The sequence below is a fragment of the Ruegeria sp. AM9 genome (assembly GCF_056540565.1).
On the sequence record NZ_JBQFWY010000002.1, the window covers coordinates 242,354 to 255,207 of the forward strand.

Consider the following 12,854-nt stretch of genomic DNA (forward strand, 5'->3'; position numbering starts at 1 on the left):
TTCTACAGTCCGGACAATTGTTCGGCTCGGGCGACGTACTTGTCGTCAAACCGAGCAAACCCATCATCCAACCAAAACCGAAAACTGGCCATAGGCGACATGCGGTCAAAACTGCGCGTGGTCTGCATGTCGGTGCCGGTAGATGTTTCTTCGAACGTCCGCGTCATTCTTCCGCTTGAGCCGTTCGTGCCCTCTTTGGAGCTCATTGCCTTAAAGCGCACTCCGAATTTCACTCCAGGATCAAACTGTTCTATGGTTTGCAACTCTTCAACGCGGCTCAGGTCGTCGACCTGCGAGACTTCCAGAAAACTCGCGCCCGGCTCCACCCATTCGATCGACACCGTGTTCTCATCTCCGTAGATGTCCACTGCATCAGGTGTCACGACAAGGAATGGCCAAAGCTCTTCGGGTGCGAGGCGAGTTCTGACTTTGCTGTAAAATGTCCTGCTGCGAGCCGGAAAGAACCGATCCACCCAACCGCCACCGTAAACAGCAAACGTCAACTGACAGATCATAATGGCGACGACCAAAAAAAAGAATTCGGTGAAGCTGCTGTCCGATTTCTCGATAACCAGGAATATGCAAATTACCGGCAACGAAAATGCCACGGACTCCGTTGCCGTACGAACTTTCGGGAACAACAGCGCGATGGCCATCAGCACAGGCGTCAAGAGCAATAGGAATGCTACTGCGCAAGCCAACTGAAAGGGTATTCCAAACACAACACGGTCTTGGTTGATACCGGCGACAAGCCCCGCGACGAACATCATCAATGCAATAGCGACCAGCCTGCGTCTTTCCCGGAATAAGCGGCGTCTCAATGAAATCATAGAACACTCCAATCAACTATAGCGTGTTCTTGATCCGCAATTGAGGCGCGAGTTTGACAGGCATGGGGCCAATGCCCTGACAAACGGTGTTTTCCAAATTCGGCACCCAAGTCAGGATGACCGAAGGCCCGGCAATCAGCAGTAATCAGCGCATTTTCTGAACGGCCTGCCAACTAAGTTTCAAGTTCACAATTTTTGTGTTGAACGCTACTTTGGTCTCGGGCATTGAACGCACCAAAGTAATTGATCCAAAGCCAGAGGCACGAATGAGCAATAACACAAAATCTGGTTTGTCCCGTGCAGCCGCCAAGGTGCGCCAGGCTGGCCGTGTTCTTCGCGGAAAAAACAACGCTCAAAAAACCGCCCCCCTGAGCAACATACCCGAAGTCAAAACGGCCGCTGAACCGGCGTTTCCGCCCGCGGATCAGGGCATCATCGTCGATATCGGCATGAATGACGGTACAGACTCGTATTACTATCGCAAAAGGGGTTTCCAGGTCATTTCTGTTGAGGCCATTCCCGACCTTTGTGCAGAGGTGTCCAAGAAGTTTGACGAGTTGGGTATCGATGGTATCGACATCAAAAATTTCGCGATCACCGACTCGGATGCGGAAGAAGTCACATTTTATGTGAACAAGTTTGACACCGAGTGGAGTTCGGTCGACGAAGAGATCGGAAGCCGGGCGGAAGGTGCGGAAAAGATCGTCGTACCGGCGATTGACGTCTCGAAGCTGCTTAAGGATGTTTCGGAACAAATCCGCTATGCCAAGATCGACATCGAAGGGCTGGACAGCGTTGCCCTGGCGCAAATCATGTCTTTGCCTGATCGTCCCCCATATATTTCGGTCGAGAATGGCAGTTCGGACATGCTGCAGACTCTGTATGAGAACGGGTACGACAAGTTCAAGTTCTCCAACCAGAAATACACGCATTACCAGACAATTCCGCGTCACTCACCGCACGGCAAGGTCTTTGACTATCAGTTCCCTGACGGGGCGTCCGGCCTGTTCGGAGAGGACCTAGAAGGCGAATGGCTGTCTTATGAGGACGCAATGAAGGTTCAGAAAGGTCTGAATCTCGCTGCGCAGAACGCGCCGAACAACCTGTTTGCGGTTGTCATCGGCTGGTTTGATCTGCACGCCAAGCATTCTTCTGCCAAGTGACACTGTCAGCCCCGCCCTTTTGGGCGGGTGCTAAAAAACTTGCGGTGCCGTATTCGCAATACCCGGAACGGCGGGCATGCCAGATGCCTATTCGGCCGCTTCCTGCGCCGCGTCCAGTTCTGCCGCTTTTCTCTCGACCTCTTCGACGATGTGATCGATCATCTGGTCGTTGGACATCTTGTGGCTGGCTTTGCCCGCCAGGTAGACCATACCCGACCCGGCCCCACCGCCGGTAAAGCCGACATCGGTCATCAGGGCCTCACCTGGGCCGTTCACAACACAACCGATGATCGACAGGCTCATCGGAGTTTTGATGTGTTCCAGCCGCTGTTCCAGCGCTTCGACCGTCTTGATCACGTCGAACCCCTGCCGCGCGCAGGACGGGCACGAGATGATGTTCACGCCGCGATGGCGCAGGCCCAGGGATTTCAGGATTTCATAGCCAACCTTGACCTCTTCGACCGGATCGGCGGACAGGCTGACCCGGATCGTGTCGCCGATCCCCATCCACAGCAGGTTACCCAGACCAATCGCGGACTTGATGGTGCCGCTGACCAGCCCCCCCGCCTCGGTAATGCCCAGATGGATGGGCGCGTCAGTGGCCTCGGCAATGCCCTGATAGGCAGCAGCGGACAGGAACACGTCGCTGGCCTTCACGCTGATCTTGAAGTCGTGAAAGTCGTTGTCTTCCAGAATGCGGATATGTTCCAGCCCGCTTTCGACCATCGCCTCGGGGCACGGCTCGCCGTATTTCTCAAGCAGGTGCTTTTCCAAAGAGCCCGCATTCACCCCGATCCGGATCGAACAATTGTGGTCGCGTGCCGCTTTGATCACCTCTTTGACGCGCTTTTCGTCACCGATATTGCCGGGGTTGATCCGCAGGCAGGCGGCACCGGCCTCGGCGGCCTCAATCCCGCGTTTGTAGTGGAAATGGATGTCGGCCACGATCGGCACTGGGCTTTCGCGGACGATCTCTTTCAGGGCCTTCGACGACGCCTCATCCGGGACAGAAATGCGCACGATATCCGCGCCCGCTTCGGCCGCCGCCTGCACCTGCGCGATCGTCGCCGTCACATCGGTCGTCAGCGTATTGGTCATCGTCTGGACCGCGATTGGGGCATCGCCGCCAATGGCAACGTCACCAACCATGACCTGACGGGATTTGCGGCGATAGATATTGCGCCACGGGCGAACGTGATTGAGCGACATGAGGACGGGTCCAAGACAGCCTGAGTTGGGTCTTAAATAGTCCGCCTAAAGGGCCATCGCAATGGCTAGATCACTCGGCGGTGTCTTCGGTGTCCTGCGCCTGAAACTCGGCGATCAACTGCGTGATGGTGCTGTTCTGCTCGGCCGGAAGATCTGCCACGGCATAGGTCTCAGCAACCGAATCCTTGGACAGAACCACGCCTTTGGCGACAGTCCCCGGTGCACCAGCAGGCCCGTAGTGTTCGCCGTTCATCGTGAAGAACACAGACCCCGACGCGCCCGCGCGCAGCAGAGGCGGTTCTTCGGTCAGGGGCACTTCGAACACACTGCCCTGTTCGACCGTGCCCAGAGTACCTTCGAAAATCACGCTGCCATCAGCAGCGGTGACCCGCATCCAGGCTGGGTTGACCGCGACGATCTTGAGCGTTGTGTCGATCTGCTCGACCACCTGCGGCAGGGCTGGGCGTTCAACGGTGTGAATCTCGGCCACTTCGACCTTGGGCAATTCCTGCGGCTGGAATGTACCGACGGTGCGCGGATCAAGCGTGGAAATCGGCGCGTCACGGGCGACCAGTACCGGAACGTCCAGAGCTTGCGGGCGATACAGACGGTCCAGAGCCTCGGCGCTGGGGGTTTCGGCGACAGCAACCTCGGTCGTGGCAGTGCCAGCGGTGTCCAGCGGATCAAGGTCGGACAGAACCACCGGGGCTTGTTCAACCGGGCTGACCTGCACTTGCTGGATCTTGTTCAACACCGACCAACCGCCATAGCCAATGCCACAGATGACGGCAATCAGAACAAGCGACGAGCCAATCGCCCGCGGCTCAATCTGACTGACAAGGGATTCCTTGCCCGGAACAAAGGGCGTGTTAGGCGAAATGAAGGGATCGCGACCCATCGGCCCCCGCGCGGGTAGACCGCCCGCAGGTTTGCGGACAACCGACGCCTCTGCCGACATGCCATGCGCAACCTCGAACCCGCTTTCCTTGCAGAAGGCGGCAAAGGTTTCGTCCGGGTTCATCCCCAGGTAACGGGCATAAGAACGCACATACCCGGCGATGAAGCCGGGTGTGTCGAATGCCTCGGGATCGGCGTCTTCGATGGCAGCGATATAGTTGGCCTTGATCCGCAATTCCCGCTGCACATCCAGAAGAGACTTGCCCATGGTGGCGCGTTCACCGCGCATCCTGTCGCCAAGCCGTACCTCATAATCGTCATAGCCCTTCGGCCTGACGTCGGTATCATCTTCGGAATCGCGCTGAGATCTGCGCCCAATCATCCCTGCTGCCCCATTCTGCCTGCGCGTGTTTCGCGCCAACGGCGAATCGTCCCATTAACGATTCGTCCGCTTAGTTTGTTAGCGTAAGCTTAACACGCGACAAACACGATGCACACTTTAGCGTCAGGTTAACCTGCAAGTTCGGCGCGATTTAGCGCACAATGTGACCAAAGTTCGTCCATAGCCACCACCAGACGGTTCATTTCGTCCGGCCCATGGACCGGCGACGGGGTAAAGCGCAGGCGCTCGGTTCCGCGGGGTACGGTCGGGAAATTGATCGGCTGGACGTAAATGCCAAAGTCATCCAGCAGCCGGTCACTAAGGATTTTCGTGTGCACCGGGTTCCCCACGATCACCGGCACGATATGGCTGCCGTGGTCGATCAGCGGCAGGCCCAGCCCCTTGAGCCGCAGCTTGAGAATCTTGGCCTGGGTCTGGTGCTGCTCACGCAGTTCAGACGCGGTCTTAAGATGAGCAACAGACGCTGCCGCCCCCGCTGCAACCGCCGGCGGCAACGAGGTGGTAAAGATGAATCCCGGCGCATAAGAGCGCACTGCGTCACACATTTTCTCACTGGCTGCGATATAGCCGCCCATCACGCCATAGGCCTTGGCAAGCGTGCCGTTGATGATGTCGATGCGATGCGCCAGATCATCACGCTCGGTCACGCCACCGCCGCGCGGGCCATACATGCCAACCGCGTGAACCTCGTCGATATAGGTCAGGGCGCCGAATTCGTCCGCCAGATCGCAAATCGCCTCGATCGGACCGAAATCGCCGTCCATCGAATACACCGATTCAAACGCGATCAGCTTGGGTGCTTTGGGATCGTCCGCTTCAAGCAGTTCCCGCAGATGCGCGACATCATTGTGACGGAAGATACGCTTGGCGCCACCGTTGCGACGCACGCCTTCGATCATCGAGGCATGGTTCAGCGCGTCGGAATAGATGATAAGACCAGGGAACAGTTTCGGCAGCGTGCTCAGCGTCGCATCATTGGCGATATAGGCGCTGGTGAACAGCAGTGCGGCCTCTTTGCCATGCAGGTCTGCCAGTTCAGCCTCAAGTTGTTTGTGGTAGACCGTGGTGCCCGAGATGTTGCGCGTGCCGCCCGATCCCGCTCCGGCTGCCTCAACAGCTTCGTGCATCGCGTTCAGAACAACCGGGTTTTGCCCCATGCCCAGATAATCATTGCCGCACCACACAGTGATGTTCTGCTGCGATCCGTCCGGACGCGTCCGGACCGCATGCGGGAAATGGCCGTTCCGGCGTTCGATATCGATGAAAGTCCTGTAGCGTCCTTCATCATGCAGCCTGGCAATCGCTGTATCGAGCTGAGCAGTATAGTCCACCGGTTTCTCCTTACCTGCCCGACCAATGCCGCCACCGGCCGGACATCCTGTTCTGACGCCCGCCTCGAACGAATCCGAGTGAGCGCCGATGCGTTCCCCTGTGCCCATCACGTATAAACAACATTGGGATCACATATTTGATTTGCATCAAATATCCCGTCGCATTGGTTCCGACAAGTAAAGTTACGGCTATCGGACGCGAGGAAACGACGCAGGCCTGTGCCAGCGTTTCCGACATTATATCATATTCCCGCCAAAGCGCACTGGACGGCGCCGGTGGCGCTGATAGGGTTCCGCCAAATCTCAAAAAGCAGGAGACCCCCATGTCGCTGGACTCTGTTCTGAACCGCATCGACGCTGATCTGCAAACCTCGATCGACCGCCTGACGGAACTGCTGCGCATTCCGTCGATTTCCACTGACCCGGCCTATAATGCGCAGGTGGATCAGGCCGCCGACTGGCTGGTGACCGACCTGCAAAGCATCGGCATCACCGCCGAAAAGCGCGAGACATCCGGCCACCCGATGGTCGTTGGCCATGTCGGAGAAGACAGGAACGCGCCGCATGTCCTGTTCTACGGGCACTATGACGTGCAGCCGGTCGACCCGCTTGAGCTGTGGAACCGCGACCCCTTCGACCCGGCCATCGAAGACACCGACAACGGCCCGGTCATTCGCGGTCGCGGTTCTTCGGATGACAAAGGCCAGTTGATGACATTTGTAGAGGCCTGCCGAGCATGGAAAGCAGTGCACGGCACCCTGCCCTGCCGCATCACCTTTTTCTTCGAGGGCGAAGAGGAGTCCGGCTCTCCTTCCCTGGTACCGTTCCTGCGCGAAAACGCCGCCGAGTTGAAAGCTGACCTGGCACTGGTTTGCGACACCTCAATGGTGTCGCGGGGCGTGCCGTCGATTGCCTCGCAGCTGCGCGGTATGCTCAAGGATGAATTCACCATCACCGGTCCCCGTATCGACCTGCACTCGGGACATTACGGCGGCCCCGGCCTGAACCCGCTGCGGGAACTTTCGAAAATCGTCGCCTCTTTCTATGATGACGAAACCGGGCGTGTGGCCGTCGAAGGCTTCTATGAAGGTGTCCACGAAGTGCCGGACGACCAGTTGCGCCAATGGGAAGGCTGCGGTTTCGACGAGGCCGAATACCTAAGTTCCGTTGGTTACTCGCAGCCACACGGCGAAAAGGAGTATTCGACGCTGGAACAGCAATGGGCCCGCCCAACGCTCGAGGTCAATGGCCTGTGGGGCGGCTACAACGGCGCAGGCTCGAAAACAGTGATCCCGTCGCAGGCGCATTGCAAGATTACCTGCCGCCTCGTCGGCGACATGGACCCTGACGCCCTACGCAACAAGGTCCGCAAACATGTGGAAGAGCGCCTGTCGACTGATGCCACAGTCGAATGGGACAATGACTTGGAAGGGTCACCGGCTTCGGTCATGAACCTCGAGCGCCCCGAATTCGAGGCCGCCCGCGGCGCGTTGTCCGATGAATGGGGGCGCGAGGCCGTATTCACCGGTATGGGCGGATCAATCCCGGTTGTGGGCTACTTCAACACCGAACTCGGGTTGGATTCTATGCTGGTCGGCTTTGCCAATGACGACGACGCCATCCATTCACCGAACGAGAAATACGACGTGAAAAGCTTTCACAAAGGCATCCGGTCCTGGGCCCGCATTCTGGATGCGCTGACGAACAAGTGAGTATTTAGCGAGGCTCTGCCTCGCGCTCCGGGATATTTTCGGACAGATGAAGTGCGGATCCCCTGCTTCATCTGTCTATAAATATCCCGGGGGAGTCGCCCAAAGGGCGGCGGGGGCAGAGCCCCCTAACCGCGCTGATCACATGTGAATGACCTTGCCGTAAGCGTCCAGAACGCTTTCGTGCATCATTTCCGACAGTGTCGGGTGCGGGAAGACCGTATTCATCAGGTCTTCTTCCGTGGTCTCCAACTGACGGCCCACTACATAACCCTGAATCATTTCGGTCACCTCGGCGCCGATCATATGCGCGCCCAGCAATTCGCCCGTCTTGGCATCGAAGATCGTTTTGATCAGACCTTCAGGCTCACCCAAAGCAATGGCCTTGCCGTTGCCGATGAAGGGGAAGCGACCCACTTTGATGTCATACCCCAGCTCTTTGGCTTTCGCCTCGGAATACCCGACCGAGGCCACCTGCGGCTGACAATAGGTGCAGCCCGCGATGCTTTCGGGTTTAACCGGATGCGCATGTTTGCCTGCAATCAACTCGGCGACCATGACACCTTCATGGCTTGCCTTGTGGGCAAGCCATGGCGCGCCCGCGATGTCGCCGATCGCATAGAGACCTTCGACACCGGTCCGGCAGAACTCGTCGGTCACCACATGGGTGCGGTCGATCTTCACGCCCAGAGCTTCCAGCCCCAGGTTCTCGACATTGCCCACGATGCCAACGGCCGAGATGACAGTGTCAAAGTCGTGTTTCTCGACCTTGCCTTTCACCTCGATATGCGCGGTGACCTTGCCCTTGGCGCGGTCTAGCTGCTTGACCATCGCCTTTTCCATGATGGTCATGCCCTGCTTGGTAAAGGCTTTCTTGGCAAAGGCGCTGATTTCGGCATCTTCGACAGGCAGTACGCGGTCCATGACCTCGACAACAGTCGTATCGGCGCCCAGCGTGTTGTAGAAGCTGGCGAATTCGATCCCGATCGCGCCCGAGCCGATGACCAGCAGTTTCTTGGGCATCCGCGGTGGCTGCAGCGCATGCTTGTAAGTCCAAACCAGATCACCATCGGCCTCAAGACCCGGCAGCTCACGTGCCCGCGCGCCGGTGGCCAGAACGATGTTCTTGGCGGTCAGTTCCTCGGTCCCCTTGTCCGTCTTGACCGAGACCTTGCCCTTGGCGGGGATCGTTGCCTCACCCATCACCACGGTCACTTTGTTTTTCTTCAGCAGGTGGCCAATGCCGCCCGAAAGCTGCGCCGCCACACCGCGAGAGCGCTTGACCACAGCGTCCAGATCATAGCCGATCTTGTCCGCCTTCAGACCGAAATCCTTGGCGCGTTCCATCAGGTGGAACACTTCCGAAGACCGCAGCAGCGCCTTGGTCGGGATACAACCCCAGTTCAGACAGATACCGCCCAGATGTTCACGCTCAACCACGGCAGTTTTCAGGCCCAGCTGTGCCGCGCGGATAGCCGCCACATAGCCGCCCGGACCGGCGCCGATTACGATCAGATCAAAAGATTGTGCAGCCATGGTTTCCTCTCGGCACAGGTCGAATGAAATTTAGTTTACCATTAAACTAATTTTCGCAACGCATCAACACGCCTTGCCCGCGACAAAAGCGACGCAAGGTCAACGACACCAGTTTCTGCGGATTTCAGCCTATACCGGACAAGTCTCAATGGCTAGAACATAGGGGCCGGGTCCGCCCGTTCATTCCTTAACACAAGTCATTCGAAAGGCTTACCATGGCCAAAACACTAAAGGATCTGCTGATTGCTCTGCTCAACGCCACCCTCATTCTGGTGGCACTCTGCCTGTTTCTGGGGTGGAAACTGGCCTCGACCGTGGAAGGCATCACCACGGTTTTCGAGGAAAAACTGGAGGTTGTTGCGCCCCTCAAGGATGAAATTCGCGGTGTTCGGGGCGAGCTTGCCGCCCTGCGCAGCGATCTTACCAAACTTCAGGCAGATGGCGCCGTGACGGATATCGCCGAGAGAGTACGACTTTCCACCGCATTGGTGACGCTGGATAATCTCGAAGCGCGGATGCAGGATTCTCAAGCCCGCATCACGGAAATCACCGAGTCCCCGGACATGCTGATCAGCACCGCCATAGAAAAATCGGCCGACGTGGTTGCCGACCGAATTATCGCAATTCGGGGATGTGTGCCGTCGTCCTAGCCGCCGGCTTGCAGTTCACGCACCGTGGCACCGTATCCGCCCATGTCGACATAGGCCGCTTCGTGCTCGGTCATCGGGCGTTCCAAAGCTTCGTTGCGATAGGGGAACCGTCCGAACTTGCGGATCACCTCGCGATGCGCCCGTGCGTGCAACAGATTGCTTGGATCGCTGTCCGTCATGTTCTGGCACATCAGGCGAACACAGCGTTCCTGGTCGCACAGGTTTTCCGAGTGCATCATCGGCAGATAGAAGAACTGCCGCGCCGGTTCGTCAATCTTGAGGTCCCACCCCTTGTCCACCGCGCATTTGGCGGCCGACAGGGCCGCGCGATCTGACGAGAACGCCTTGGCGCTGCCGCGGAACATGTTTCGCGGGAACTGATCCATCAGAATGATGTAAGCCAGTACCCCGCTGGGATAGGTCAGCCAAAGAGAAAACTTGCCTTCATTCGCGGCTTCCCAGGTGGTCAAAAACCGTTCGCGAATTTTAGCATCCAAGGCGTCGTCTTGCAGATACCACCCCTCGGGACCGACCTCATCCAACCAAAAACTCAATACGTCTTCAGGCCCTACCATTGCCCTAACTCCGTCGTGTTGCCCTCCCCAGGGACGTAAGGTCATTTAATGACGTTTTACAGATTTGTAACAGTAAAAAATTGCAACACTTGCGTCATAATCTTGTGTCATGGGCAACATCTTGCGTTTCCTGCTCGGCTTCGGCGGCCTCAATAGCGACTTCCTGGGCTACCTCAAGCGCGACCGGAGAGGCCGTCGGATAGAACGGCGACATCGTTCCGGTCTCATCAACCGGGATCGCGGCACGCTGTGTCGTGCGGTAAAGCGCGTAGGCCGCCATCGTGGCCAGCAACGCGGCGATGAACAGGAAAAAGCCCGGAGGACCAAAGACAGCATCCCCCATAAGCCAACCGGTGATCAGCGGCCCGGCAATGGCGCCAAGTCCGTTGATGAACAACAGACCGCCCGACGCGGCAGCCATGTCTTCGTGATTGAGAAAGTCGTTCGCGTGGGCGATCAGCAGCGAATATAGCGGGTTCGACATGCCACCGATCACAAAGGCCGCCCCCAGCAGGATCGGGAAGGTCAGCCCGAACAGCATGCCCACCACAGCAGCGCACGCCCCTACCCCCGCAACCAGCATGATCAGGAAACGGCGGTCCATGCGATCCGACATCCAGCCCAACGGATACTGCAGCACCAGGGCACCGATATAAAACGCCGCGACAAAGGTTGAGATTTCCACCAGCGTCAGGCCCGCGCGGGCACCATAAACCGATGCCATGCCGAACTGGGCCGAGAACACTCCGCCCAGAAGGAACATGCCGACACAGCCCAGCGGAGAGCTATTGAACAATTCGCGCAGGGTCATCGGCTTGGTTGTGTCAAACGCCGGTGTGGGCGAAATCGACAGGAGAATGGGGGCAAAAGAGACCGAAACCAGGATGGATGCGATTACAAAGGTGTCAAACCCGGCCGGGTCGCCCAGCACCACCAACCCTTGGGCGCTGATGATGCCGGTCATCTGAAAGATCATATACAGCGACAGCGCCTGACCGCGGTTTTCGTTACTGGCCGCGTTGTTCAGCCAGCTTTCGGCGGTGACATACACCCCGGAAAAGCAGAACCCGATGACGAAGCGCCCCAGAACCCAGACAATCGGATTGGTCATCAGCGGGTAAAGGATCATGACCGCCGAGATGAACGAGGCCAGCGCCGCGAACACCCGCACATGCCCGACTCGCCGGATCATCTCGGGGGCAAGTCGTGACCCACCCAGAAAACCCATGAAATAGGCCGACATCACAAAGGACATCTCGAGCGTTGAAAAGCCCTCGATCTCGCCCCGGACACCCAGGATCGTACCCTGCAGGCCGTTGCCGACCATCAGAAGCCCCATACCAAGAAGAAGCGCCCACGCGCTGGAAAGGACCTGAAGCATTGGGGTCTCCGTATTATTTGCCGACCGGACTTAAAGATTCGTTTTGATATGAAAAACGGCTTGGAACCCGCTTGTCTACGACATTGCGGGGACGTGATCCCGACATCGCGCCCTTTACGGGATCAAAAGCGACGCATCGCCATATGAGAAGAACCGATATTTCCGTTCAATCGCATGGACATAGACGTCGCGCATCCGGTCCTGCCCCATCAGCGCCGAAACCAACATCAACAATGTAGATTTTGGCAGGTGGAAATTGGTCATCAGCGCGTCGGTGACGTGGAACTGGAAGCCGGGATAGATGAAAATGTCGGTGTCGCCCTCCCACGGTTCGATCTGACCCGAACGCGCTGCGCTCTCGATCAGCCGCAGCGCCGTGGTGCCGACCGGGATGACCCGCCCGCCAGCGGCTTTGGTGGCGCGGATTTCCTCGACCGCGCTGGCACTGACCCTGCCCCATTCGGCGTGCATCTTGTGCGTGGTCACGTCCTCGACCTTGACCGGCAGGAAGGTGCCCGCGCCCACATGCAGGGTCACATGGCTGAATGTCACGCCGCGCGCCAGAAGCGCCTGCATCAACGCCTGATCGAAATGCAACGAGGCCGTGGGGGCCGCAACAGCGCCCGAGTTGCGCGCCCAGATCGTCTGGTAATCGGTCTTGTCCTGATCGTCCGCCGGGCGTTTGGCGGCGATATAAGGCGGTAACGGCATCGCGCCGGCCTGTTCCAGCGCGGTATCGAAATCGTCACCTGTCAGGTTGAACCGCAGATAGGCCTGTCCGTCCTCGACCCGGTCCAGCGTGGCACTGAGGTCATCAGAGAACTGTATCTCTTCGCCCAGTTTTACCTTTTTCAGCGGTTTGATCAGCGCCGCCCATGTGCCGTCTGCCTGCGGGTCCAGCAAGGTGGCCTCAATCGCGGCAGACACCGGCCCCTGCGCGCTGTCACGGTGACGGCGCCCGTTCAGGCGCGCCGGGATCACGCGGGTGTCGTTCAGCACCAGCCGGTCGCCGGGTTGCAGCCAATCGGGCAGATCGAACACATGCGCGTCCGTCACCGCATCGCCGTTGGCCACCAGCAAACGCGCCGAGGACCGCGGGTTGGCGGGCCGCGTGGCAATCAGGTCATCGGGCAGGTGGAAATCAAAATCGCTGAGTTTCATGGCCGCGCC

General features: G+C 58.3%; 11 protein-coding genes. 3 read left to right on the forward strand and 8 right to left on the reverse strand.

Annotated elements, in window-relative coordinates; all coding sequences use genetic code 11:
* Positions 1 to 2 precede the first annotated feature (2 nt).
* The gene (locus ACR0DO_RS06035) at positions 3 to 830 is read right to left on the reverse strand and encodes a hypothetical protein (protein ID WP_480557179.1); all 828 of its coding nucleotides are present in this window, start codon (positions 828 to 830) and stop codon (positions 3 to 5) included.
* A gap of 266 nt (positions 831 to 1,096) precedes the next feature.
* On the opposite strand from ACR0DO_RS06035, the gene ACR0DO_RS06040 reads away from it, so the two are divergent.
* The gene (locus ACR0DO_RS06040; protein WP_170443428.1) at positions 1,097 to 1,993 is read left to right on the forward strand and encodes an FkbM family methyltransferase; all 897 of its coding nucleotides are present in this window, start codon (positions 1,097 to 1,099) and stop codon (positions 1,991 to 1,993) included.
* A gap of 87 nt (positions 1,994 to 2,080) precedes the next feature.
* On the opposite strand, the gene ispG is transcribed toward ACR0DO_RS06040, so the two are convergent.
* The 3 genes from ispG to hemA all read right to left on the reverse strand — a co-directional run bounded on the left by ispG (position 2,081) and on the right by hemA (position 5,833).
* Positions 2,081 to 3,202, reverse strand: a complete 1,122-nt coding sequence (gene ispG, locus ACR0DO_RS06045) for a flavodoxin-dependent (E)-4-hydroxy-3-methylbut-2-enyl-diphosphate synthase (protein ID WP_480557180.1) — start codon at positions 3,200 to 3,202, stop codon at positions 2,081 to 2,083.
* A gap of 70 nt (positions 3,203 to 3,272) precedes the next feature.
* A complete protein-coding gene (locus ACR0DO_RS06050) occupies positions 3,273 to 4,481 on the reverse strand; it encodes a helix-turn-helix domain-containing protein (protein ID WP_480557181.1) in 1,209 nt (402 codons plus the stop codon).
* 128 nt (positions 4,482 to 4,609) lie between these two features.
* Positions 4,610 to 5,833: a 5-aminolevulinate synthase gene (hemA, locus tag ACR0DO_RS06055; RefSeq protein WP_480557182.1), complete on the reverse strand. Its 1,224-nt coding sequence runs from the start codon at positions 5,831 to 5,833 to the stop codon at positions 4,610 to 4,612.
* A gap of 323 nt (positions 5,834 to 6,156) precedes the next feature.
* Here hemA and ACR0DO_RS06060 point away from each other — a divergent pair, with 323 nt between their 5' ends.
* On the forward strand, positions 6,157 to 7,545 hold the full coding sequence (locus ACR0DO_RS06060) for a M20/M25/M40 family metallo-hydrolase (protein WP_480557183.1): 1,389 nt from the start codon (positions 6,157 to 6,159) through the stop codon (positions 7,543 to 7,545).
* Positions 7,546 to 7,683: 138 nt separating this feature from the next.
* Here ACR0DO_RS06060 and lpdA read toward each other — a convergent pair whose 3' ends face one another.
* Positions 7,684 to 9,078 carry a dihydrolipoyl dehydrogenase gene (lpdA, locus tag ACR0DO_RS06065; RefSeq protein WP_480557184.1) on the reverse strand — a complete coding sequence of 465 codons (1,395 nt, stop codon included), beginning with the start codon at positions 9,076 to 9,078 and terminating at the stop codon, positions 7,684 to 7,686.
* Positions 9,079 to 9,293: 215 nt separating this feature from the next.
* Here lpdA and ACR0DO_RS06070 point away from each other — a divergent pair, with 215 nt between their 5' ends.
* A complete protein-coding gene (locus ACR0DO_RS06070; RefSeq protein ID WP_480557185.1) occupies positions 9,294 to 9,728 on the forward strand; it encodes a hypothetical protein in 435 nt (144 codons plus the stop codon).
* Here ACR0DO_RS06070 and ACR0DO_RS06075 read toward each other — a convergent pair.
* The 3 genes from ACR0DO_RS06075 to queA all read right to left on the reverse strand — a co-directional run bounded on the left by ACR0DO_RS06075 (position 9,725) and on the right by queA (position 12,845).
* The gene (locus ACR0DO_RS06075; protein ID WP_170671903.1) at positions 9,725 to 10,303 is read right to left on the reverse strand and encodes a DUF924 family protein; all 579 of its coding nucleotides are present in this window, start codon (positions 10,301 to 10,303) and stop codon (positions 9,725 to 9,727) included. The genes ACR0DO_RS06070 and ACR0DO_RS06075 overlap by 4 nt on opposite strands.
* Positions 10,304 to 10,397: 94 nt before the next feature.
* Positions 10,398 to 11,684 (reverse strand): MFS transporter, encoded by a 1,287-nt coding sequence (locus ACR0DO_RS06080; protein ID WP_170443414.1) that lies wholly within the window; start codon positions 11,682 to 11,684, stop codon positions 10,398 to 10,400.
* 114 nt (positions 11,685 to 11,798) lie between these two features.
* A complete protein-coding gene (gene queA / locus ACR0DO_RS06085; RefSeq protein WP_480557186.1) occupies positions 11,799 to 12,845 on the reverse strand; it encodes a tRNA preQ1(34) S-adenosylmethionine ribosyltransferase-isomerase QueA in 1,047 nt (348 codons plus the stop codon).
* Positions 12,846 to 12,854: the final 9 nt, after the last annotated feature.